Origin of the sequence: Pseudomonas fluorescens, from assembly GCF_004683905.1 — a bacterium.
GTDB lineage: Bacteria > Pseudomonadota > Gammaproteobacteria > Pseudomonadales > Pseudomonadaceae > Aquipseudomonas > Aquipseudomonas putida_A.
In genome coordinates, this window is record NZ_CP038438.1 from 4,861,872 (window position 1) to 4,887,122 (window position 25,251).

Here is a 25,251-nt window from a genome sequence, read left to right on the forward strand (position 1 = left end):
TGTCTCAGGTCGCTTCCTGAAAATCCATCTCCGGCGGCTGACGACGAAAGCCGCCGGTGAGCACCGCCAGATACACCACGCCAATCGCCAGCCAGCTCAGGCCCAGATACACCGCCAGGTGATCCAGGCTGACCATCAGCCACAAGTCCGCCACCAGCCCGATGAACGGGAAGACCAGAAACAGCACCAGCTCACGCGGGCCCTTTTTCTCGCCGCCGATCCAGTAGTGAAAGATCACCGACAGGTTGACCAGACTGAACGCCAGGAACGCGCCGAAGTTGATGAACGAAGTGGACGTGGTCACGTCGAGTTTCAGCGCCAGCAACGCCACCACTGCACACAGCAGGATGCTGTTGACCGGTGTGCCAAAGCGCGCATGCAAGGTGCCGAAAAATGACTTGGGCAACACGCCGTCGCGGCCCATCGCAAACAGCAGACGCGAACCGCTGGCCTGGGCCGACAACCCCGAGGCGAACTGGCCGACGATCAAGCCAATGAGGAAGATCGAGACGAACAGATCGCCGCCGATGTTGCGCGCAATTTCATAGGCCGCCGAGTCGACGCTGTCGAATTCAAACGACGGATGTGCGATCTGCACAAAGTACGACACCCCGACGAAGATCAGCCCGCCAATCAGCGTAATCAACATGATCGCCCGTGGAATGGTGCGGCGTGGGTCGCGGGTCTCTTCGGTCAGCGTACTGACCGCGTCGAAACCGAGGAACGAATAACAGGCGATGGCCGCGCCACTCATGATCAGCGGCATCTGCATGTCGCCATTGAAGAACGGTTTGATCGACCACAACGGCGTGCGCGCATCGCCGCCGACGTAGTGCACGCACAACGCGACGAAAGCGATCAGCACCAGAAATTGCACCAGCATCAGCAAGGCGTTGATGCCGTTGGCCAGTTTCAGACCGATGATGTTGATCGCGCTGGTGATGCCGATGAACGCCAGTACCCAGATCCACTGCGGGATCGACGGGAAGGCCGAAGCGAGGTACGCCGCGCCGATCAGCCAGATCGCCATCGGCAAAAACAGATAATCGAGCAGCACCGCCCAACCGGCGATGAAGCCGAGCTTGGGGCTGATCGCCTTGCGCACGTAGCTGTAGGCGGAACCGGCGACGGGGAACGCGGCGGCCATGCGCCCGTAGCTCATGGCGGTGAAGAACATCGCCACCAGTGCCGCCAGATACGCGGCCGGGACCATGCCGGCGGTGGATTGCGCGAGGATGCCGAAAGTGCCGAGGACAATGATCGGCGTCATGTAGGCGATGCCGAACAGCACCACCGACCCTAATGACAGGGTGCGTTGCAAACGAGCCATGGGCGACTTACTCCGAATGTTATTGGATTTATGGCAGAGCCGAGTTCGGCGAATATTTCGGGTGTGGCTTTGTTGTTTTTTGGATCAAGCAGGTGTGTTGTCTGGACTGGTCTCTTCGCGAGCAAGCTCGCTCCCACAGTGACCGCGCTCCCCTGTGGGAGCGAGCTTGCTCGCGAAGGCGTCAGCCCGACCGACACAGAACCCGGATCAGCGCGCAGGAATCAGCAACTCACGCAATCCAGAAGCGTGCTCCACCACCTCCCCCGGCAGTTTCAAACGCTGATCATCCAGGTAACGGTAATCCTTGCGCGCAACCTCCAACCGGTCGAAATCCAGCTCGACGCTGAACTGCCCCTCTTCCCGCCCCGCTTCGAACAGCAATTCCCCCAGCGGATCCACCAGCGCACTGCCACCGGCAAACATCAAACCGTCATCCCCGGCCTCGACGCGGTTGACCATCAGCGCAAACGCCTGGTTTTCCTGGGCGCGGGCCATGATTGCGGTGCGGTGAGTCGGGGCGTACGGGTCCATGTTGCCGTTGGTCACGATCAGCAATTCGGCACCCAGTTGCGCCAGTGCGCGGGCGGATTCGGGGAACTCGATGTCGTAGCAGATCAGCAGGCCGACGCGCACGCCGTTCCACTCGCAAGTGGCATAGCGGTCGCCGGGTTCGAACACGCCGCGATCCGAAGCCCAGAGGTGGGTCTTGCGATATTTGAGCGCGATGCCTTCGGGGGTGATCAGCAGGGTGGTGTTGTAGAAGCGACCGTTGTCGTTTTCGGCCATGCCGATCACCACAGCGATGTTGCGCTCGCGGGCGGCGGCCAGCACCGCGCGGACGGTCGGGCCATCCAGCGGCTCGGCGATCTGCGCCACAGTGTCGGCGCTCGGAAAGCCCATCAGGTGGGTTTCCGGGAACACGATCAATTGCGTGTCGGCCGCGCATGCGGCAATCGCCGCGAGGGCACGTTCGAGGTTGTACGCCGTGTCTTTGTCACGGCCCGCCAGTTGGGCGAGTTCGACTTTCATGAGAATTCCTTGTGATGGGCAGCGGGCGCCGAAAGATTGCCCGGTGGCTGTCTGTGGGCCAGTATGCGCAGCAAGCAACCGGCCAGGGAATCACGCGGCCGGGGTAACCCGATAGGGGTAGATCCATGACCGTTTCGTTTGATGACATCACCTGGCACCGCGCCGTCGGGCAACTGATCGACGCGCTGGACAAGCCGAATTTCTGGGCGCAACTGGTGCGCCTGCTCGACCAGTACGTGGCGTTCGATAGTTGGGTGGTGCTGCTGTTCAGTGCCGATCAGCACCCGCAGGTCTTCGCCGAATGCCCCGGCGAGGACGGCAGTCCCGACCCGCTGTTTCAGGATTATCTGCGCGGGTTGTACCTGCTCGACCCGTTCTACATCGCCTGCCGCGAACAGTCGCGCACCGGGTTGTACCGCCTGTCCGAGGTGGCGCCGGAGCATTTCGAGCTGACCGAGTATTACCAGCGATACTTTCGTCTGAATGTGGTCGCCGACGAAATCCAGTTCAATTGCCAACTCGAAGGCGAGCGCACGTTGTGCCTGTCGCTGGGCAGTGAAAAACGTTTCACTGGCGAACAGATCGCTTTGCTGTCTTTGATCCAGCCGTGGGTGCTGGGCCTGTTGCGTCAGCGCCTGCCGTACGAGATCAACCAGACCGTGGCCCTCGCTGCCGCGCCAGCTGCGGCCGACTGGCGAGTGCAACTGGAAGCCTCGGAGCAACAACTCAAGGGTGCGCAACTGACCGCCCGGGAGCTGGATGTCGGGCGTTTGATGCTCAGCGGTTGCTCGAGTAAAGAAATCGCCCGTAAGCTGGAAATCTCCGTAGAAACCGTGAAAGTCCATAAGAAACACATGTACAGCAAGCTGGGGATCAAATCCCAGTCGGAGCTGTTTTCGATTTTTCTCCAGGCGCAGAACGCCTGATAACGCGTGGAAATGCTTTCCTGTGTCGACAGATTCTCTGTGGTGAGGGGATTCATCCCCGATGGGCTGCGCAGCAGTCCCAAGTCTATGCATGCGGTCTTTCAGTTAAACCGCAGTGAATGGTTTTGGGGCGGCTTCGCCACCCATCGGGGATAAATCCCCTCACCACAATAAATCTCATCAACAGGCCCGCCTGCTGCCACAGGTTTGCAAACCATTGAGTCCGAACCAAGGAAACCGTATGAGCCTGTCACTCCTGAGCCGCTACGCCTTCTTTGCCGTCTGCGTGATTTTCACCCTCGCCAGCCTGCCCTTTCTCGAACACGACTGGCTGTGGCCGATCACCGCCGTCACCGGCGTGCTGAGCCTGCTCGGTCTGTTCGACCTGCTGCAGAGCCCGCACGCGGTGCGCCGCAACTACCCGATCCTGGGCAACATCCGCTATCTGGTCGAAGGCATCCGCCCGGAGATCCGCCAGTACCTGCTGGAATCCGACAGCGACGCCCTGCCCTTCTCCCGCGCCCAGCGTTCGCTGGTCTATTCACGGGCGAAAAATGAAAGCGCCGACAAACCCTTCGGCACGCTGATCGACGTGTATCAATCGGGCTTCGAATTCATCGGCCACTCGATGCGCCCGGCGCCGTTGAGCGACCCGAGCGGTTTCCGCGTCACCGTCGGCGGCCCGCAGTGCACCCAGCCGTATTCGGCCTCGGTGTTCAACATCTCGGCGATGAGCTTCGGCTCGCTCAGCGCCAACGCGATCCGCGCGCTGAATCAGGGCGCCAAGCTCGGCAACTTCGCCCACGACACCGGCGAAGGCAGCATCAGCCCGTATCACCGGGAACACGGCGGCGACCTGACCTGGGAACTGGGCAGCGGCTACTTCGGCTGCCGCACCAGCGACGGCCGTTTCGACCCGGAGCGCTTCGCCACTCAGGCACAGAATCCGCAGGTGCGGATGATCGAAATCAAGATGAGCCAGGGCGCCAAACCCGGCCACGGCGGGATCCTGCCCAAGCACAAGGTCACCCAGGAAATCGCCGACACCCGCGGCATCATGATGGGCGAAGACTGCATCTCGCCGTCACGCCACAGCGCGTTTTCCACGCCGATCGAAATGATGCATTTCATCCAGCAACTGCGCGAACTGTCCGGCGGCAAACCGGTGGGCTTCAAGTTCTGCCTCGGGCATCCGTGGGAGTTCATGGGCATCGCCAAGGCCATGCTGGAAACCGGGATTCTGCCGGATTTCATCGTGGTCGACGGCAAGGAAGGCGGCACCGGCGCCGCACCGGTCGAATTCACCGACCACATCGGCGTGCCGATGCGCGAAGGCCTGCTGTTCGTGCACAACACCCTGGTCGGCCTGAACCTGCGCGACAAGATCAAACTCGGCGCCAGCGGCAAGATCGTCAGTGCCTTCGACATCGCCAGCGTGCTGGCCATCGGCGCCGACTGGGCCAACTCGGCGCGCGGCTTCATGTTCGCCATCGGCTGCATCCAGTCGCAAAGCTGCCACACCAACAAATGCCCGACCGGCGTCGCCACCCAGGACGCTCTGCGCCAACGCGCCCTCGTCGTCCCGGACAAGGCTCAGCGCGTCTACAACTTCCACCGCAACACGCTCAAGGCGCTGGCAGAAATGCTCGCCGCCGCAGGCCTTGAGCATCCGTCGCAACTGTCGGCCAAGCACCTGGTGCGCCGCATGTCGGCGACCGAGATCAAACTGTTTTCGCAGTTGCATGTGTTTCTGAAACCGGGGGAATTGCTCACGGGTGAGGTGAATGGCGAGTTCTATTCGCGGATGTGGCAGATGGCGCGAGCAGACAGCTTTGAGCCGCAGGAAGTGGCGGCAGCCTGAGCGTCGTCACCAACTGAGCAGGCGGTGAGGCGGCGGCTCTTTCATGACGATGAAACCGTAATCGCCAATCAGGTAAATCCGGTAATACAGGCTGTCCACCAGCGCTGGAAACCCCTGATAGCCGACGCGGGTGGCATTGCGCCGTTCGCGTTCGGCGACCACGTTGGTAATGCCTGCTGACGGCAGATTTTCCGCGAGCATGAAGTAGTCGACGTTGAGCAAATACTTCAGAACCGGTAGCCGTTTGAATGAACCGGTCGCACTGGCCAGCCAGCGCTCGGAGTAGCTCACCGAGAGATAGATCCGCTTGGCTTCACGCAACTCGCGATGGGCGGCGATGTCGTGGCTCAGGCTGTACAGCGCGCTGTTGGCGAAGGTTTTCTGCAGGCTCAGCACCCGGCCATACGCGAAGGACAGCGAGAGAGTCGCCAGCAGCGCAATGATCAGCAGCAAGGGCAAGCGACGGTGCGCGGATGCCAACGCAACGTGAGACAGATAGAACAACCCCAGCAACAACACGCCGAACCCCATCAGGGTGCGCGCGCCCTCATTGAAGTCACGGAACAGCAGCGTGATCCCCGGCACCAGCAAGACCAGCACTGGCAGCGTCAGCAAGCACAGCAACAGGGTTGACCAACGGTTCTGGCGGTACTGAATCAGGCGCACACAGCCGGCGATCGCACACAACACCAGCGCAGCGAAAACCCACGGGTAGCCACCGTGAAACAACAGCGCAACTTTATCCAGGATCCGAGCGAAATTGATGCCGATCTGCAACAGCGGATCGGCGTCCAGGTTCAACAGATCCGTTTTTCGCAACGTTTCCATGAATGGGTACGCCGTGGCGCTGTAGATCAGGATGCCCAGGCCCGCTTGTGCGAGTTTCCAGCCCAGCATCCGCAGAATCTCCGGCCACTGAGTTCGCCGCTGAACAGCCCTGATCAACTCGACACAACACAGCCCGAGAAACACATTGAAGCTGATCTGATAAAGACCGATTGCCAGCGCCAGCAACGCCGCCGGCACCAGCCAGCGCTGCACCCGCGATGAACCTTCGAACGTGATGGCGTAGATCGCCGCGACCATGCTCAGGGCCATGATCGGGCCGTCGTATTGATAGGACAGATTCTGCAACAGGAACGGGTTGTACCAGAGCGGCAACGGCACCAGACAGCAGGCCAGCGTCGGTTCTGCAAAGTAGTGAAAGGTCAGGCGCGTCAGGGCCAGGCTCATCGCTACGACGGCGAGCAACAGCGGCAACGGAAAGATGTTCGGCGCGGCGCCGGTGAACGTCAGCGCTTGATAAAACCAGTCGGCAAACAATCGCCCCTGCCCGGCCCAGGCATTGCCGGCGGCCAGCGTGCGCCAGTTGTCGTCGATGTAGGGGAAGTCGGCGAGGATCAGGGGCAGGACGTACAACGCGGTAGCCAGCAGGAAGAACAGCGCGACCTGACGCTGACTGAGTTCTCGTTGGAGAAATGCGCTCGTTCTCATGTGCGCGCCTCGGTTCACTGCCGCGCGGGATTGCTGAGTGATACAGGTTTGAGCCTTGCTTCTGGGTTTGTATCGCGCTTTCAGACCGGCGGTTACAGCTTCTGAAGCGCCCATGAAAAAAGCCCCGACCAATGGGCCGGGGCTTGTGTATCACCGTACTGTCGACTTACGAAACCGAACGCACCGCACCCTGCGTTTCACCGGTCGGCTGCAGCTTGAACACGTAGAACAACACAGTCAGCAGCACCAGGAACACCGGCCCCACATACAGCGCCACGCGGGTGTCCGGGAAGTACGCCATCAGGCCGACCACCAGCACCAGAAACGCCAGCGCGAAGTACGAGCTGACCGGGTACAACCACATCTTGTATTTCAGGCCGGCACGTTCGCTGGCGCTCAGGCCTTTGCGGAATTTCAGTTGCGCCAGCAGGATCATCACCCAGGTCCAGATCGCGCCGAAGGTGGCGATCGAGGTGACCCAGACGAAGACTTTCTCCGGCACCAGGTAGTTGAGCAGCACGCCGATCAGCAGCGCGAAAATCGACAGCAGCAATGCCCGACGCGGCACGCCGTTGGAGGTCTTGGCGAAACCGGCCGGGGCCTGGCCGTTCTGCGCCAGGCTGTAGAGCATGCGCCCGGTGCTGAAGATGCCGCCGTTGCACGACGACAGCGCCGCAGTGATCACCACGAAGTTGATGATGCCGGCGGCGGTCTTGATGCCCAGACGCTCGAAGGTCATCACGAACGGGCTACCCTGAGTGCCGATTTCGTTCCACGGGTAGATCGACAGGATCACGAACAGCGCGCCGACGTAGAACAGCAGAATGCGCCAGAACACCGAGCCGATCGCATCGGGAATGGTCTTCTGCGGGTTCTTCGCTTCACCGGCGGTGAGGCCGATCATCTCGACACCGAGGTAGGCGAACATGACCATTTGCAGGGACATCAGCACACCGGTCACGCCGTTGGGCATGAAGCCGCCGTGGGCCCACAGGTTGGAAATCCCCAGCGCCACGCCGTCGTTGCCGAAACCGAAAGCAATGATGCCGACGCCGCCGATGACCATGGCGATGATGGTGACGATCTTGATCAGGGCGAACCAGAACTCGAATTCACCGAAGGCTTTTACCGCGATGAGGTTGATCGAGCCCATGCTGATCAGCGCCGCGAGGGCCCAGATCCAGCGCGGTACATCGGGGAACCAGATGCCCATGTACACGGCAACGGCGGTGATTTCCGCGACGCAGGTCACTAGCCACAGGAACCAGTAGTTCCAGCCGGTGAGAAAGCCCGCCAGCGGGCCGAGGTAGTCCTGGGCATAGCGGCTGAACGAGCCGGCCACCGGGTTGTGTACGGCCATTTCGCCGAGGGCGCGCATGATCACCAGGATCGCCAGACCGCCGAGAATGTAGGAAAGCATGATCGCCGGGCCGGCCATTTCAATGGCCTTGGCCGAGCCGAGAAACAGGCCGACGCCGATACAGGCACCGAGTGCCATCAGGCGAATATGCCGTTCGCCGAGTTCGCGTTTAAGCGGGCCGCCGTGAGCGGTCTCGCCATGGGGCAGGTGATTGCCGACTGGCATAGGGATACAACCTCGTCTTGTTATTGGATATGACCACCGTGTGTCGAAGCCTCGACCGATAGGCCTCAGCTTCCCGACACCGCGCCTGCTTCGTGGGCAGACACGTCATGCAGGACCCTGCCTGCAAGATCAGCGGGGCGTGCAGTATAGAAAGCTTGTCACAGGGCTTTTCACTCTATAAGTGACAACATTCAGCTAGAAGTCTCGGCAAAAAGCCGCTTTGCGGAGAGATATTACCTGATATGCGTAGGAATATTCACCACAAAAAATCCCGGCGAGTATTGCACGATGATGGTGCACCGTCATGGCCCTGCTTTGGTGGTATTGAAGATTAAAGAGCTCTAAACCGGTACTCCTCAGTTCATATGGCCTATTGCGTTGAAAGCTTTCTGTGGTGAGGGGATTTATCCCCGATGGACTGCGCAGCAGGCCCAAGCTCTTAAAATGTGATCACCCTTGGTCAGGGCCGCTTCGCGCCCCATCGGGGATAAATCCCCTCGCCACACGTGACGTCAATATTCCCCGCCCCGCCTGAAAAACGAAAATTCCTACGGCATTTACAGACCCGGCTCAAGTAATCCGCCACTAGCCTTCAGGCCTTGATGACTGAACGCAGGGAGCGAACATGCCAGTCAAACCAAATACTTACCGTCTTCGTTTAGGCCGACATTCCGAAACAGACCGAGCCTATTTCGTTACTTCAGTTGTATATGACCGCCAACCCGTATTTTCCGACTGGCGCACAGGCCGATTATTGGTTACAGAGTTCCGCCACGCCCATGAACAAGGCTTAGTGGAGTCCATCGCCTGGGTGGTCATGCCTGATCACTTTCATTGGTTGATGCAGTTGAAAAGCGACAACCTTGGCACAGTCATTGGCGCGGTAAAGGCGCGCTGCACCCAAGCCGTTAACAGGAAAACCGGTCGGCGCGGTCGATTGTGGCAAACCGGTTTCCACGACCGCGCTATCCGTGATGGTGAGGACTTGAAACCATTCGCCCGGTACATCATCGCCAATCCGCTACGGGCGGGATTGGTAGAGCGGATTGGCGACTACCCGCTTTGGGACGCCTGCTGGCTCTAGGTCCATTACCTAAACTCAATCATGTCAATTCATCTGTGGTCAGGAGATTTGAATGTGGTGAGGGGACTTATCTGTGGCGAGGGGATTTATCCCCGATGGACTGCGCAGCAGGCCCAGCTATTAAAATGCGTAGCCCCTTGTTCAGGGGCCGCTTCGCGCCCCATCGGGGATAAATCCCCTCACCACAGTTAACCTCCACTCAAAATAGCCAGCGACTCCAGTTTTGTTCAGATGGCTTCCCCGCACTTTTTTTTCCCCATCACCAACCACCGTCTAAGCTTCAGTCAAGTCCGATCAATCTGCGTGAATGGATCAATCGACTATGGGCGCTTTGTGGCAAACCGATTCGAGTAAAGCCGTGGTTCCGACTGAACGTGTGGATGAAGCGCCTGTCCCCCCAAAAAAACGCCGCAGCCGACATGGCTGGAAGGCGTTCTGGTTATTGCTGCTGATTATCGCCATCGTGGTGGGTCTGGCCGCGAGTAAGGAGATGCGTACCTCGCGTTTCCAGTCCCGGGAGCTGAGCCAGTACGCCGCCTCGCTCAAATATCAGTTGGAGCCCGGTCCCAGCGAAGCGATCCGCTATCCGGGCAACGGGCCGTTCGATCTGCGTCTGGGCTACAGCTCTCTCGATGAATTCCTGCCACGCCTGCTCAAGCGCAATTACGTGATCACCGAGCAGACACGATTTTCACCCGCGCTGCTGAGCTACACCGACAAGGGCCTGTTCGTGCCCTATTCGGAAAAGATCCAGGCCGGGCTGTCGATCACCGATTGCCGCGCTGCGCCGTTGTATCAGTACAAGTACCCGCAGCAGCTGTATTCGAGTTTTGCGGCGATTCCGCCGGTGGTGGTCAGCAGTTTGCTGTTCATCGAAAACCGCTTTCTGCTCGACCCCAAACAACCGCTGGCCAACCCGGCGGTGGACTGGCCGCGTTTCGGCATGGCCGCGTGGTCGCAGGTAGCGAAGTTGCTGCACCTGCCGGGGCAATCGGCGGGCGGCAGCACCCTGGCGACACAGCTGGAAAAGTACCGGCATTCGCCCGATGGCCTGACGGTGTCTGGCGCCGAGAAGATCCGCCAGATGATTTCCGCCAGCGTGCGCGCCTATCAGCCCGGCCCGGAAACCCTCGGCGCGCGGCAGAACATTATCCGCGACTACCTCAACAGCGTGCCGCTTTCCGCTGTGCCGGGGCACGGTGAAGTACACGGCATGGCCGAAGGTTTGCGGGTTTGGTACGGCAGCGATTTCAACCAGGCCAATGCACAGCTGAACAGCCCGGCCACCGATGCGAAAACCATGGCCGACAAAGGCCTGGCCCTGCGCGAAATGCTCTCGCTGATGATCGCCCAGCGCCGCCCTTCGCATTACCTGACCAAAGGCCGCGAAGAACTCGCCGACCTCACCGACAGCCACTTGCGCCTGCTCAAACAGGGCGGCGTGATCGACAGCGCGCTGGCCGATGCCGCACTGGCGAGCAAGGTCACTTACCGCGACTGGCAGACCCAGCCGACCCTTCAGCCGATCGAAACCAACAAGGGCATCAGCGTCGCCCGCAGTCGTCTGGCGAGTATGCTCAACCGTCCGCTGTACGACCTTGATCGCCTCGACCTCTCAGCCACCAGCACCTTGCAGGGCGAGTTGCAGACCCAGGCCACCGATTACCTGAAAAAACTCGCCGACCCCACGTTTGCCGGGCAGATCGGCCTGATTGGCGAACGCCTGCTCACCCCCACCAGCACCACCCAGGTGCGCTACAGCTTCACCCTGTTCGAACTGACCCCGGACGGCTCGCGGGTGCGCGTGCAGACCGACAGCACCGACCAGCCGTTCGACATCAACGAAGGCAGCAAGCTGGAGCTCGGCTCGACGGCGAAGATGCGCGTGCTCACCACTTACCTGCAGATCATCTCCGAACTGCACGACAAGTACGGCGCCATGAGCGTGCCGGAACTGAAGAAGGTCGAAGTACCGGATCAGGACCGCCTCAGCCAGTGGGTGATCGATTACCTGATCCAGAACAAGGACCACGACCTGTCGAAAATGCTCGGCGCTGCGCTCGACCGCAAATATTCGGCCAGCCCCGGCGAGGCGTTTTTCACCGGTGGCGGCCTGCATGTGTTCCACAACTTTCGCAAGGAAGACAACGGCCGCCTGCCGACTCTGCGCGATGCGCTGCGCGAGTCGATCAACCTGCCATTCATTCGCCTGATGCGCGACGTGGTGCGCTACGTCACCTACTCCGGCCCCAACAGCAGCGCCGAACTGCTCAAAGACGACCGCGATCCGCGACGTCAGGAATACCTGGCCAATTTCGCTGACCGCGAAGGCACCTCGTTCCTGCTCAAGTTCTGGAAGAAGTACAAGAACAAGGACACCCAGGCGCGCCTCGACACCTTCCTCGACAGCATGCGCCCGACCCCGATCCGCATGGCCGCGGTGCATCGTTATCTGCTGCCCAATGCCAGTCAGGAAGACTTCAACAGCTTCGTGCGCGCCCACCTCAAAGGCGCCAAGCTCACCGAGAAACTCACCGACGATCGCCTGATCCGGTTGTACGACGCCTACGGCCCGGGCACCTACGATCTGCCGGATCAGGGCTTCATCGCCAAGGTCCATCCGCTGGACCTGTGGTTGATGGGCTATCTGCTGCACAACCCGGACGCCACCTTCAGCCAGGTGGTCAAGGCCAGCCAGTTCGAGCGCCAGGAAGTCTATAGCTGGCTGTTCAAGAGCAAGCACAAGGGCGCCCGTGACAGCCGCATCCGCACCATGCTCGAGATCGAAGCGTTCCTGGAAATCCACCAGCGCTGGCAGAAAGTCGGCTATCCGTTCGACCATCTGGTGCCGTCGCTGGCCACCGCCATCGGCAGCTCCGGCGATCGTCCTGCCGCGCTGGCCGAACTGATCGGCACCATCCTCAACGACGGCGTGCGCATGCCGACCCTGCGCATCGACAGCCTGCACTTTGCTGCAGACACCCCGTATGAAACGCGTCTGACCAACGACCCGCATGTGGGCAAACGGGTGATGCCATCGGAGGTCGCCACAGCGATGCGCGAGGCTCTTTCACAAGTGGTGGACTCGGGTACGGCGAAACGGGTGTCCGGCAGTTTCAAAACCGCCGACGGCACCCCGCTGGTGATGGGCGGCAAGACCGGCACCGGCGACAACCGCATCGAAGCCATCGGCTCCGGCGGGCGCATCCTCAGTTCGAAGTCGATCAACCGTACCGCGACCTTCGTGTTCTACATCGGCAACAACCACTTCGGCACGCTCACCGCGTTCGTCCCCGGACGCTCGGCGGAGAACTTCAAGTTCACCTCGGCACTGCCGGTGCAAGTGCTCAAGGGCATGGCGCCGATCCTTTCGCCATACCTGCAACCGGGCACGCACACGATGTGCCAGGCGCCGGAGGTCACCGCCGCCCGGTAAGCCACGAAAGCAGCGTGGCGTGGTGGTAACTGTGTATTTTTCCCTCCGTGTTTTTCGAAGGCTCCGTACGCAACCCCGGCGCTTTCAACCGGGTATTTGCGCTTTTTTCACCCACTGTCCTTGCCTAGGCTGATCGTTCCATTTTTGATCAAGGACGATCCAGCAATGCCCACCCTTTCCCCGCAGGGGCAACCGCCACGCACGGCGCACCTCGTCTCACCGGATGTCAGTGTTCATTATCAGACGATCGAAAAAGCCATCCCGGCCTGGCTGCGCGCAAGCTCAGCAAAGCGGGTCAATGAATTGCAGCTGCACCGACTGAAACTGCCGGCCTGGTATCAAGAGGTATCGGACGCCGAACATCGGCGTCTGCAACAGCAGATGCAAAATGCCTGGAAAGCACAAAACGACGTGGACAAGGCCTTGAGCAGTCTGCAAGACGTCTACGCCTTCGCCAAACCGTTATTACAGCAGGCGTTGCGACAGAGCTTCGGCGTCGAGGACGACGTCGAGAACACCTGGTTGCGCCTGTACGCCCCCGTCAACAGCGCGTGGTGGGCCCATGACTTTGCCGGTGCAACCACCAGCCGGACCGTCTCGCTGCTCGACGCTGCATTGCATAATTTTTCCCGTGATGAAGCGTTCAGCCCGGCCTCGGAGTTCATTACCCGCCCCGATGCCAACGGCCACTTCACGGTCAGGCCGCTCAAGCACAAAGTGAGTATCGAGCAGTTCAAGTCACTGTGCCGCGAGCTGAATATCGGCGCCCGATACGAGCAGCATCTCAACGATTTTCTGCGCTCGGGCAACCGTGTGGCCCGCCAGGTTTTGCAGTACCGGGTCATCTTCAGTCAAAAAAGTACATTGAGCGTCTGTGCCCAGTTGGCTCTGGCAAAAAAGGACATTGACCGCGACGCCTACGAGGTCATTCAGGGCATGCTCGATGACCGGCGCAACCTGCGCTGGCGCGGGCGTGCCATCAACTACTACAACCTCGCCATGATGGATACGGCGCTGACCGGTATCACCCTCATCGCCCCTGACGTGGACACCGCCAACGCCCCGGTCCCGGTGATTGCCTATGTGCCCCACGACCCGGAACACTCGCTCAAACAATACCCCTCGGCGCTGGACTTCATGGCGGAACTGACGCGGCAACTGCGCGACCGCGACGCTGCCGGCAGCTATCAGCGGTTTTTCAGCCAGTTCGTCAACCATCAGCAGCGCGGGCATTTTTTTGCAGGGTTGAACGCCCGCCTGAGCACCGTGAAATGGCACGCCGTACCGCCGGGAACCCACCTGCCCAGTTGGCGCGAAACGCCTGTGGATCACCCCGACCTGCGCTTTCGTCTGACGAAAGTCCAGGACGACCGCGATACCCGCTACACCGGCAGTCTCTGGGCTTACTTCCACCAGCAGAAGCTCAACAAGATTTTCAATGACGCCCGGGAGATCGCCATTTCCACCGAGTATGCCGACCGCATGGCCCGCTGGGCCTGGTGGGACAATCTGGGGAAAATCCTCTCGGATATTTTCAACGTGGCGCTGCTGGTGGTGACCCCGCTGGTGCCGGGGCTCGGCGAATTGATGCTGGCCTACACCACGTATCAACTGCTCGACGGCGTCTTTGAAGGCATCGTCGACATGGCCGAAGGGCATTTGGCCGAAGCGGGTGAGCAAGCCATTGGCGTGCTGCAAAGCATCGTCCAGCTCGGCGCCTTCGCCGCTGGCGCCAGCCTGGGACGTGTCGCACGGGTCAAGCTGTCGTCGTTTGTCGAAGGCCTGAAACCGGTGCAGTTGGCCGATGGCCAGACCCGCCTGTGGAATCCGGATCTGGCGCCCTATCGCCTGCCGGAACAGACCCTGCCGAGCCCGGCCCGCCCCGATGCGCACGGCGTTCATACGCTGGGGGACAAACACCTGTTGCGCCTGGATCAACACCTGTTCGAGGTGACCAAGGATCCGGTTTCCGGGAAACACCGCCTGCGCCATCCGCGACGTCCCCGGGCCTACGCACCGACGCTTGCGCACAACGCCGACGGGGCCTGGGTCTGTGAAACGGAAAACCCGCGTCTGTGGGACGGACCAAAACTGATGCGACGCATCGGCCATCGCACCGATGGTTTCAGCGACGCGCAACTGGAGCACATGCGCCTGCTGACCGGCACCGACGACGACATGCTGCGCCGCATGCATGTGGACAACACCCCGCCGCCGCCATTGCTCAGCGATACGCTGGATCGACTTGGCCCGGCGCGGCCGGTGCAGCCCGACGCGCCACTGTCGCCGGCGGCCAGCCAGGTGCTGGTGGATTGTCCACAGTTGACGCCGGTTCTCGCCGAACGGGTGGTGTCTCATGCCCGGCCGCTGGAACAGCAGCAAGCCACGGCGCAACGTCGTTTGCCCTTGCGTTTGCGCACGACCGCCCGCGAGGTGCAGTTTGAATTGCAGTCCGTGCGCGCCGCCCAGGGTTTGCAGCAGGAAGCCCTGAGCAATATCGACAGCGAACGGCTGATCCTCGGCGCGCTGCGGCATTACAGCGATACTTTCGGGGCGCTGCGGATTGAAATCCGTGAAGGCACGTTCGATGGCGAGTTGCGCTGCGAAGCCGGTGCTGCGGTCGCCGAGCGCGTCCGGGTGCTGGTGCGGGTCGCTGCCGATCGCTATCAAGTGCGCGATGGCGCGGACCTGCCGATCCACCCTGCCAGTGGCCTGTACGAGGCAATCCTGCAGGCGATCAATCACGATGGCCGCAGTGCCCTGGGGTATCGAACCGACGACATCGAACCGTTCAAACAGTGGATCATCGCCAGAACCCAGGCCCCCAGCGAGCGGCGCACGCTACTCGCCAGTCCGCCGATCCGCCCGATCGCTGAATACAACACCCTGTTTCTGGTACGCGGGCCGGGCCTGAGCCGCAATGCCGCCACGCTGGAGCAACGCATCCAGGATCTGCATCCGCATTTCAGCCCGAGCGAGGTCGAAGCGTTTGCCAATGCCCTGACCGAACGCGGCGAGCCGCTCAAGGCCATCGAGGCACATGAAGATGAACTCGATGAACTGCGGGTCATCGTCCATCGCTGGCGCTATCAGCAACCGGAGAGCTGGGGGCCGGGTAGTCAGGGGTTCCGTGACGGTGGCGGGCTGCATATCTACGAAAGTCTGCTGAACTGCTTCGAACGCAAGAACGCGCACCTGGGCAACCGCACCGATCCGTCGGCCTATGCGCTGGACCTGTCGCTGGAACTGCTCTCCACGGATCTGGAAACCTGGTGGGCGAAACGTCCGCCGCTGAAGAAGTTTCTCGACAAGGTCACGCTGCTCAATCTCGACAACGCGCGGTTTTCCCCCGACGCCAACGGCCTGCTCAAAGACTTTCCGAACGTGGTCGAGCTGAGTGCCAAATACTGCGAGCTGACGCGCTTGCCGGACCGCATCGGGAGCACGATGCCCCGCCTCGAACGTCTGCGTCTGAACAATAACCACATTGTGCTGGACCGTGCCGCCGTCGAGCGGCTGGGCAGCCTGACCTACCTCGAAGTGCTGAGAATGGACGACAACCCGCTGGGGCTGTCGCCTGATCTGTCACGCATGCCGCGCCTCAAAGTGGTGGCGCTGAAGAACACCGGCCTGACCACCTGGCCGGACGGCATTCTGGCCAAGCCTCGGCCACGCGGTCTGCTGCTCGATCTGCGCGGCAACCCGCTGACGGTAATCCCCGACGTGCCGAGCGGTTCCGATGGGCAATGGCTGGTGGCGCGCACACGTCTGGACGTCGCGGCCCTGTCTGATCTCAACCAGTTGCGTTACCAGGACAGTCGCCGTTCGATGGCACTGCCACCGGAGCCGATCATGCCGGTCGCCATCCCGGGCACCTCGATCATCTCCAACTATGGCGCCGACTACTGGTCCGACGTGCCGGGCTGGGGCATTGATCGCGAAACACCGTGGACAGAGCTGGTGGAAGATCCCATGGCCGCACCGTTCATGGCGACGTTGCTCAGCGTGCGTGAGTTTGCCGATTTCCGCGCTGGCGGAACGGCGCGCGAGCAGTTGATGCAACGCGTCTGGCGCATGCTCGACGCCGTGCACGTCGACAGTCGCTTGCGCGAAAAACTGTTCACCATGGTGGTGGCGCCGGTGGACTGCGCCGATGCCGGTACGCAGCTGTTCAACCACATGGGGGTGAACGTGCTGGCCTACGAGGCGCATGCCTATTCGGTCGAGCCGAAGGAACTGGAACTGAAACTGGTGACGCTGGCCAAAGGCGCGGCGCGCCTGGAACAGGTCAACGAAATCGCCCGGGCCGATGTCGCCAGCCGTGGCGGCAATCCCGACGACGTGGAAGTTTATCTGGCCTACCAGACCGGCCTGGCCAAACGTCTCGGCTTGCCCTGGCAGTCCGAGGGCATGCTGTACCGGGCGGTGTCCGGCGTCACTGACGCGATGATCGATCAGGCCTGCGACACGGTACTGGCGCTGGGTGAAGGTGATGGCCTGGTCAACCAGATGCTTGAGCTCGACTTCTGGAAAGAGTATTTGAGCGAGCGCTATCCCGTGCGCCTGGAAAGCAACAAGCGTCTGTTCCAGCACCGCTACGAAGCCCTTGAATCGCTGCGCGAGATCCAGCGCCAGTGGGTGCAATCGACCGTGGCCGAGGAACGCGCAGCCTTGCGCGAACAGCTCAAGACGTTGATGAACGATCTGCCGGCGCCGGCAACCGTGGTGTTCAATGAAGAACCGATCAGCGACGCGCTGTTCGAGCGGCTGCTGGTCGATCTGGCGGATGACGAAAAAGAGCTCGCGCGTCGCCTGACCCGTGAAGCCCTGACCCGCGCCGGGCTTTGATAACGGCGTGCCGGCCTGCCCGTTGCACATCGGGCAGGCCGGGCAACCTCAGGGCGCCGCCGCATTGAAGATCAGGTGCACGTTGCCATAGTAATTCCCCGGCTTGTAGCCGCCGGCGGGCGTGATCGGCTGGATCTCCAGCGCATAACGCCCGCCGGCCCTGGCCTGCTCTGCAGAAACCACCTGACGCGGCGTCTCGTGAGTCAGCACGGTATCGGCGAAGCTGACGCGCAGATAAATGTTCTGCTCCTCGCGACCATTGGACAGAAACGCGGCGTTCTCCAGGCGGGCCTCGATGGCACTGGTGTCGTGCCTGAGGTCGAAGTGTTTGCGCATTCCGCCGAGGCTCTTGGTGCTGATATTCCACGGCAGAATCTGTTCACGATGAATCCAGTCCGTTTCGGCCGGTATCACATAAAAACCCAGCGTCGGAATATCCACCGACACCTCGAACCGGTGCTCTTCGCGTGCCGCAAACGATTCTGCACTGAACAGGGTCAGAACGCCCGCGCACAGGATCATCAACGATGGCTTGATCATTTCAGGCCCCCCCTGATGATTGGCCGGCTACGCGCAGGGACTTCTTGCTGTCGCCTTCCACCAGATTGAAGCGGTATTCACGTCCGGCCTGCTTGTCGAACTCGAAACTGTTGCCTGCGCGGATATGGTGTTTGGTGGTTGGCTCGCAGGCGGTTTCGTCTTTCAGCGCACAATTGCGGAACTCGTCGATCAGCACCACGGTGTTGCCGTTATTGCGCACTCGATAGCTTGTCGGGGTGTCTTCGATCACGCTGTCGAAACGGCTGTCTTTCGGGCGCACAAAGAACACCGTACCGAAACCGGTCATGACGTTGACCCCGGCCGACAAGGTGGTTTTGTATTGCTCACGCTCCTCGGCGGACACGGCGAATTCGTCTTCCTTTTCCGGGACAACGGGGATGAACCGCACGCGGAAATAGCGCTCCCGGTCACGCTCACCCATCATCAACAGACGCGTACCCTGCATGCCGTTGGCCGGCACGATCAGCCGCGCGGGGCTGGCCATCAGGCCGTCTCGACTGCTCATGTCGGCCTGGCTCCTGACCTCGATTTCCCGTGAGGTGCCGTCGGCGTCATAGAGGATTTCGAGAATGTTGACCTTGACGAATGCAGTGCTGTCGCCGCTGTTGAATACCCGTTTCAGGTACGTGCTCTTGTCACCGTCGAGATAGTCGTAGACCGTCCCGACATTGATCTGCGGGCCGGCCTGCAGGGCAAAGGGCAGCCCGCTCAAAACCATTGCTAACACCAGACGCTTCATCACCTTGATTCCTTGGTCGTTGAACACAATGCCGACTCGACTCATCGCTGAATGGCCCATCAGATATCCGAATCCCAGATCACAATGACAGTGCCGGAATAGCTGTCGCTCACACCGGGCTGCAGCATCTCTGCCATCGAATGCGGCCGAACTTCGAAATGCAGGGTTCCCGGTGCTCGATCCACATAAAAACCGGGCTTGAAATACAGGGCATTCCCGGCGCTGGGCTTCAATGGCATGCGCCGCACCGGCTGGCCGGCAAGATCGGTTATGCCATTGGGCATGCTGACGCTGACGTACAGCTCGACTCGACGGTAATTATTACTGTCCTGCAATCCGCACTCGGCACCTACTCCGGGACCGCAATTGATCAGCATCTTGAAACGCGATGACGCCGAGATGTTGAAAGTCTGGTCGCGAAACAGGCTGACCGGCCGCCGTCCGGCCTGCAGCCAGCTCTGCCAGCCACCGTTGGGAACCAGGCGGACTTTCTCGCCACCGGGAGGAATTTCGACCTTGAGGGTGTGCTGTACATTCAGATTGAAATTCAAGGTCAGAGACGAACTCGACGGCAACATCACATCGCCAAAATCGAAATCCGCATTCGGCCCGACGCTGTAGGTCAGCGAACCGCTGTAGTCCCCCGACGACATGCCCAGCGGGTCGGGGGTGACCAGTTCATAGGCAAAATCGAGGTGTTCCAGACGCAACCACGGCACATCGAACTTCGCCTGTTTGGTACAGGCAGCAGCCGCTGGCGTTTTCCAGAAAAACGAGTATGAATCGGGGGAGTACCAACCCACACCGCTGTACTGACAGGGCGCCGGAGCATAGACCCAACTCAAGCCCCACAACAGGTTGTGGGCGCTGCGATCGTCTTCGGCGCCCTCCACCAGTTTCATCACATTCTCGGTCACATAGCGCGAACCGATACCGACGATCCGCACCTTGACGATTTTTGGCTCGCGGGTGGTCTCGTGATAGACCGTCAGCTCACGCCACTGCACGGGTACCTGAAACGTTGCCCCTTGCCGCGGCGAAGGATGATTCGCCGCAATCGGCGCACGAGCGTTGAACTGAATCGGCACCTGCAAGCTGAATATTTCGTGCTGCTCGCACTGCGCCGGATCGTAGGTGCAGTAACCACTGGAAGGCGTGGTGTTGTGGAACTTGTTGCGGTGCGGATAAGACGAGTCCGGCTTGAACTCGGCGGTGATCGACACCTGTTCGGCGTGAGCCGCAGATACCGTGCCGGCGACCAGCACAACAGCGGCCAGCCCGCGACGCAGGTATGTAGCCAAGGGTGAGACGTTCATGTCTGCAAATCTCCTGAAGCAGGCCGGATCAACCCGCGGTGTGAGCCTTTTGGGTGACGTCGGCCAACGTGTCCGGCGAGCAGCGCAAATCGCCGATCATCAGCACGTTGTTTTCGCTACGGTGTTGGTCGGGGTCGAGCCGGAACTGGCACAGCAGTTGATCGGCGTAGCGCACTTCGAGGGTCGGTGAGCCGGCGTGCATCTCCATCGAGAAAAACCCGTCGACTTCGCTGACCCCGCGACTGGCGTGATTGATCACGTGATGGCCTTTGAGCGGCTGGCCCTGGGGGTCGAGCAGGCGTCCGAGTACGGTGACGGTTTTCATCACCCGCACCTTGCGGTACTCCACGCCGCCCTTGTTCAGGTGATAGCGGGCGCGAGACGGTTCGATGTTGGCGGCCGGAACATGATTGCCTTCGAAATCGAAGCCCACCGAACTGTTGCGGTACGCCGTGAGCGGGATGAAATTGCGCCCCGGCCGCAGCGCTGAACTGCCGCCGCTGAGGTCGTCGGCGCGCAGGGTGATGTCGGCGATATCCGACTCGACATCGACGATCATTCCGGCGCCACGGCCCTGATGCTGGCTGGTCATGACCAGTTGCTGACCGCCGACGATCACGCTGCTGTCGAGGTTCACGCCACCGGTGAAGTTGCCGTTATAGGACGAGCGCTGCACGAAGCCGTCGCCATTGACCCAGTCGGTACGGAAGTTGGCCAGGCTCGAAAGACCGACGCCGTAGGTGTCGGTCAGCGCCGTGACCGAAACGCTTTGCAGAAGGTGATTCTGCAGATCCTTGCGATAGCCGATCGAGCCATTGTTGTCGCGCCCGCCATCGCGGGCGGTGCGGCTGCCGATGCTGCCGGAAATCTGCTGCCCCGGCCCGCCCAGCGCCATGTTGATGCTCAGGTCGATCCCGCGATTACGCGCTTCGCCACTGCTGTAGCTGCCCGGCCGGTCGAACAGCGACAGCCGCCAGTTAGCATCGCTGCCAAACAGCTCGGTGCGCTGCGTCCAGCCCAGGTCCATGCCCACGCCTTCGACGTTGCCTGTGCTGTGCGAGACCCGCGCACTCAGCGAATCCTTGCGGCTGATACGGTGGTTGAGCGCCAGCGACGAGTTACTGGTTTCGCCGGTGAACACATTGCGCTGCCGCACCCGGGTGCCGTCGGGCAGCGTGTCGTAACTGTTACGGGTATCGAGCCAGCTGCGGTTGTGGCTGACCACTAGACTGCCGGCGCCATAGTTGTACAGGCCCTGCACATCGGCGCCGGTGCCGTGGTCTTCGGTCTGATAGAGATTGGCGAAGAGGCTGATGCTGTCGGCCAGGCTCCAGTCGATCGAGGTGCCGTACTGCAAGGTGTCGCGTACCTGACGCGCCGACAGGCCAAGGATCACGCGCGGGTGCAGCAGGTAGTTGAGCGCAGCGCCGGCGGCGAGATCGCCGCTTTGCTGTTCCTCCCAATTGCTCAGCAGTTTGCTTTCCTGCCCGGCGAACACGTTATAGCGCCAGCGCTGGTCGAGGTTTTGCCAGTTCACCGGTTTGTAGACCAGCTCCTGAGTAGTCGCGGTGGTCTGGCCATCCTCGATCAGGCGCACTTCGACTTCATAGATGCCACCGGGCAAGGGCCGGGTATCCAGCGTCTGCAACCCGGCCGGCACGGCTTGCGTATTGATCAGCAGGCCATCGCGATAGATCTCCACCGACGCCTGGCGATTGGCCGTGACGAAAATCGGGTAGACGCTGGGTCGCGGGCTGTCGACCGCCAGGCTGTCGGAGCTGCCATACATCACACCCACCGCCGTATCGGGGCTGGTGCCGAACGAACGGGGCTGGCGGGTCAGGCCTTCGGAATTAGGGGTGAAATAGCCCAGGCGGAAAAAACTGCCCTGCAGTTCGCGCTGGGTGTAAAGCTCGTGTACCGCATGATAGGTCTTGGTGTCCGGCCCGCCGAGGCGCGCCAGTTGCATATTGAAGGCCTGGCTCCAGTTGCCGAGACTGGCACTGGCTTCCAGACCGAAACGTCCGCCCAGATCCTGGTTCTGGCCGCCATTGAGGTTCAGCTGATTACGCAGCATCAGACCGCTGCTGCCCCCCTCGGGCTGCTCATGGAAGCGTTGCGTCTGCAGATCGCGCTCGGCGTTTTCGGTGGCGATCGAGAGCAGTGAATTTTCCAGGTTGTAATGCACCGCCATCAGTTGCTCGGGGCATTGCCCGCTGCAGTTGCCCAGGGCTACGCCGGATTTGAGGAGACTGGCCCAGGTTTCGCGCTCGGCGGCACTGATACGGCTGTCACTGGTGTCGGTGAAGTCGAGCAAGGTAATGCGATCATCACGCGACAATACAATCATTGCCTCGCCCAGCGGTTGTTGATCAAGTTCGACACGAACCGCCAAAGGCACATCAAAGAAATGCTCTTCAAAGTCCGCCGGAAGACCTTTCGCCTGAGCCAGCAAACTTCGCGGGGTATTATCGACTGGAGGCGGCGCCGCCAGTACGCTGCTGCTCAAAAGCAATGCAAGCGCAGCCGCGATGGGCGTCATCGGATACATGGATTAATACTCTGATTACCGGAAGTAAAAGCCCGGCCGGGCAACTTCAAAGTTGCCGGCCGGTTACGTTACTGGACAAGTAACGTCAGGTATTGCCGTTATGACTCAAACCGAAGGTTCGACGACCAGCATGACCACACCGGTGTAATCGCCAGCGGCCGGTTTGGCACCGGTAGCGCTGATCTTGAAGGGCGCGCGATAACGCGTATTGGACTCGGTATCACCGACCACTTCCTGCGAAGTGGTGGTCAGCGTCTTGCCGTTGAGTTCGACTTTCAGGTCGATGGTGTTGTTACCGCCAATCAGCTTCGGCACACCTTCCAGACGTGCATGAACCTTGCCGGCCGTGTGCAGCACGTCGAAGTGCCCGTTGACTTCGCGCATCGAATTGGTGGCCGGGTTGTAGCTCATGTCCTGATCCTTGTTGACCAGATCGGCATCCACCGGCACCGCATAGAAGTCGTCAGCCGGCACGTGCGCCACGAGACTGATGGAGTGCTTGGCTTCAGTGGCGGCAAACGCCATCGAGGCGCTCATGGCCAGGACAGTCAGAGGGGCGGCAAAGGCGAGTTTCTTGAGCATCATTGAATACCTGTCTTATATAAATTAGTTGAGTCGTCGAGCAGTCAAGGCGAACTGAACAGTCACGAGCAGTCAGTGCTCACCGTTAACTTTCAACGCCGAAGAATGTTCAACCAATTTATCTTCAAAGTAAGCAGGCAACGTCCTGCGACCTTGTAGCCTGGACGCTATTAGATGAGAAAGAAAAAACCGCGAAATTCAGGAAAGTTCCTGTTCAACTGTAAGAAGCAGGCTACAGCGCGCCAGCCGAATGACTGCATGCGCCACAACTTGGTAGCAACTTCCGTAAGACATGTACCACACTTTCCCGGAAACAAAGGGCGAAACGGAATATTAGAGAATCAGCACTAATCTGCGCCTTTGCCGGGGGATTTAATACTGCGTTTTCTTGATCATTTTCCGGTTTTTTCGACCGCAGATTCGATCGGTCAGGTGAGCGCCGTTGGTCAGGAACCCTTGTCAACGCCTAAAGATATATCTTAAGTTGTATCTAAACACGACGAGAGAGCAGGAAAATGAGAGACCATCATTCCCCCCATCATCACCGCGAACACGGCGACGGCCGTGACGGCTTCGAAAAACGCCCCGGCCGCGAACGCGGTGGACGCGGCCCACGGGTCTTCGCCCCCGGTGATCTGAAATTGTTGCTGCTGGCGCTGATCGCCGAGCAGCCGTGCCACGGCTATGACCTGATCCGCCAGATCGAAGGCATGTTCGACGGCGCCTACAGCCCAAGCCCCGGCGTGATCTACCCGACCCTGACCTTCCTTGAAGAAAGCGACTTGATCAGCGGCGACGCCGAGGCCGGCAAAAAACGCTACAGCGTGACCGACGCCGGTCGTTTGTCCCTAAGCGAACAAGCGGTAGCGCTGGACGGCGTGCGCATGCGCATCGACGTCAGCAAACGCTCGTTGCGCGGCCATGATCGGCCGCCGGAAATCCACGAGGCGGTGCACAACCTGCGCCACGCCTTGCAACTGCACCACGGACGCTGGAGCGCGGAAGAAATCCAGCGGGTTGCCGCGCTGCTCAACGACACCGCCAAAGCCATCGTCGACGGCCCTGCCGTTCAATCTGCCCCGGAGAAAGCCGAATGACTGCAGTCGATACGCAAACCATTCACCGCGTGATGCACGAAATCAAACGCCGCAAACTCGAAGTCCTGCGCGTGGTCGACCTGACCCCGCGCATGCGCCGCATCACCCTCGGCGGGCCGGAACTGGCCGGGTTCATCAGCCTGGGCACCGACGATCACGTCAAGCTGCTGTTTCCGCAGAATGCCGAACAGGCTGCGGCGCTGGAAACCATGGTGCTCGGCGCCGGCAAGGACAACGGCCCGCTGCCCGAGATGCGCGACTACACCCCGCGCCGCTACGACCTGGAAAAACTCGAGCTGGACATCGACTTCGTCCTGCACGGCGACGGCCCTGCCTCGACCTGGGCTGAACAGGCCAGACCCGGGCAATTCCTGCACATCGGCGGGCCACGCGGTTCGATGATCGTGCCGGACATCTTCGACAGCTATCTGCTGATCGGCGACGAAACCGCCCTCCCCGCCATCGCCCGCCGCCTTGAAGGCCTGGCGGCCAATCGCAAGGCGCTGGTGGTGATCGAAGTGGAGAACGGTGCCGAGCAACAAGTGCTGGAGAGTGCGGCGCAGGTCAATGTGATCTGGGTCCTGCGCGACGGGGGCAAGGACAACCTGCTGACCACGGTCAAAGAGCTGCAGGTGCCCAAGGGCAATCTGTATGCGTGGGTAGCGACCGAGACCAAGGTTTCGCGACAGATTCGCCGGGTGCTGCTGGATGAGCATGGACTCAATGAGCAGTTCGTCAAAGCCGTCGGCTACTGGCGGGCTGAGGGTTCGGCAGAAGAGTGATTTACCCTTGTGGGAGCGGGCTTGCTCGCG

The 25,251-nt window shown here is 60.8% G+C and carries 16 protein-coding genes; 7 read left to right on the forward strand and 9 right to left on the reverse strand.

What is annotated here, in order from left to right:
* Positions 1-4 precede the first annotated feature (4 nt).
* Entirely contained in the window at positions 5-1,330 is a 1,326-nt protein-coding gene (locus E4T63_RS22345; protein WP_098965422.1) for an APC family permease, read from the reverse strand.
* Between the two features lie 207 nt (positions 1,331-1,537).
* Positions 1,538-2,359: a carbon-nitrogen hydrolase family protein gene (locus tag E4T63_RS22350; protein ID WP_135296484.1), complete on the reverse strand. Its 822-nt coding sequence runs from the start codon at positions 2,357-2,359 to the stop codon at positions 1,538-1,540.
* A gap of 125 nt (positions 2,360-2,484) precedes the next feature.
* On the opposite strand from E4T63_RS22350, the gene E4T63_RS22355 reads away from it, so the two are divergent.
* Both E4T63_RS22355 and E4T63_RS22360 read left to right on the forward strand, forming a co-directional pair.
* On the forward strand, positions 2,485-3,285 hold the full coding sequence (locus E4T63_RS22355) for a helix-turn-helix transcriptional regulator (RefSeq protein ID WP_135296485.1): 801 nt from the start codon (positions 2,485-2,487) through the stop codon (positions 3,283-3,285).
* A gap of 241 nt (positions 3,286-3,526) precedes the next feature.
* The gene (locus E4T63_RS22360) at positions 3,527-5,146 is read left to right on the forward strand and encodes an FMN-binding glutamate synthase family protein (protein ID WP_027612095.1); all 1,620 of its coding nucleotides are present in this window, start codon (positions 3,527-3,529) and stop codon (positions 5,144-5,146) included.
* Between the two features lie 6 nt (positions 5,147-5,152).
* Here the strand turns inward: E4T63_RS22360 and E4T63_RS22365 are convergent, their stop codons facing one another.
* Together E4T63_RS22365 and E4T63_RS22370 are read right to left on the reverse strand one after the other, a co-directional pair.
* Positions 5,153-6,640 carry a glucosyltransferase domain-containing protein gene (locus E4T63_RS22365; protein WP_134787254.1) on the reverse strand — a complete coding sequence of 496 codons (1,488 nt, stop codon included), beginning with the start codon at positions 6,638-6,640 and terminating at the stop codon, positions 5,153-5,155.
* Between the two features lie 166 nt (positions 6,641-6,806).
* Entirely contained in the window at positions 6,807-8,225 is a 1,419-nt protein-coding gene (locus E4T63_RS22370; protein WP_027612097.1) for an amino acid permease, read from the reverse strand.
* 625 nt (positions 8,226-8,850) lie between these two features.
* Here E4T63_RS22370 and E4T63_RS22375 point away from each other — a divergent pair.
* The 3 genes from E4T63_RS22375 (at position 8,851) to E4T63_RS22385 (ending at position 17,593) form a co-directional block, all read left to right on the forward strand.
* On the forward strand, positions 8,851-9,309 hold the full coding sequence (locus E4T63_RS22375) for an REP-associated tyrosine transposase (RefSeq protein ID WP_098965430.1): 459 nt from the start codon (positions 8,851-8,853) through the stop codon (positions 9,307-9,309).
* Between the two features lie 322 nt (positions 9,310-9,631).
* Entirely contained in the window at positions 9,632-12,745 is a 3,114-nt protein-coding gene (locus tag E4T63_RS22380; RefSeq protein WP_096795547.1) for a transglycosylase domain-containing protein, read from the forward strand.
* Between the two features lie 165 nt (positions 12,746-12,910).
* Entirely contained in the window at positions 12,911-17,593 is a 4,683-nt protein-coding gene (locus tag E4T63_RS22385; protein ID WP_135296486.1) for an NEL-type E3 ubiquitin ligase domain-containing protein, read from the forward strand.
* 48 nt (positions 17,594-17,641) lie between these two features.
* On the opposite strand, the gene E4T63_RS22390 is transcribed toward E4T63_RS22385, so the two are convergent.
* The 5 genes from E4T63_RS22390 to E4T63_RS22410 all read right to left on the reverse strand — a co-directional run bounded on the left by E4T63_RS22390 (position 17,642) and on the right by E4T63_RS22410 (position 23,342).
* Positions 17,642-18,133: a CS1 type fimbrial major subunit gene (locus tag E4T63_RS22390; RefSeq protein ID WP_135296487.1), complete on the reverse strand. Its 492-nt coding sequence runs from the start codon at positions 18,131-18,133 to the stop codon at positions 17,642-17,644.
* Between the two features lies 1 nt (position 18,134).
* Entirely contained in the window at positions 18,135-18,893 is a 759-nt protein-coding gene (locus E4T63_RS22395; protein ID WP_135296488.1) for a molecular chaperone, read from the reverse strand.
* A 59-nt stretch (positions 18,894-18,952) separates the two neighbouring features.
* The gene (locus E4T63_RS22400) at positions 18,953-20,209 is read right to left on the reverse strand and encodes a hypothetical protein (protein ID WP_135296489.1); all 1,257 of its coding nucleotides are present in this window, start codon (positions 20,207-20,209) and stop codon (positions 18,953-18,955) included.
* A 28-nt stretch (positions 20,210-20,237) separates the two neighbouring features.
* The gene (locus E4T63_RS22405; RefSeq protein WP_135296490.1) at positions 20,238-22,760 is read right to left on the reverse strand and encodes a CS1-pili formation C-terminal domain-containing protein; all 2,523 of its coding nucleotides are present in this window, start codon (positions 22,758-22,760) and stop codon (positions 20,238-20,240) included.
* 105 nt (positions 22,761-22,865) lie between these two features.
* Positions 22,866-23,342 carry a CS1 type fimbrial major subunit gene (locus tag E4T63_RS22410; protein WP_177416203.1) on the reverse strand — a complete coding sequence of 159 codons (477 nt, stop codon included), beginning with the start codon at positions 23,340-23,342 and terminating at the stop codon, positions 22,866-22,868.
* Between the two features lie 515 nt (positions 23,343-23,857).
* Between E4T63_RS22410 and E4T63_RS22415 the strand changes: the two genes are divergently transcribed.
* Complete coding sequence (locus tag E4T63_RS22415; protein ID WP_027612106.1) at positions 23,858-24,439, forward strand: PadR family transcriptional regulator; 582 nt, start codon at positions 23,858-23,860, stop codon at positions 24,437-24,439.
* Positions 24,436-25,221, forward strand: a complete 786-nt coding sequence (locus tag E4T63_RS22420) for a siderophore-interacting protein (protein ID WP_098965444.1) — start codon at positions 24,436-24,438, stop codon at positions 25,219-25,221. The genes E4T63_RS22415 and E4T63_RS22420 overlap by 4 nt, the downstream gene beginning before the upstream one ends.
* The last annotated feature ends 30 nt before the right edge of the window (positions 25,222-25,251 follow it).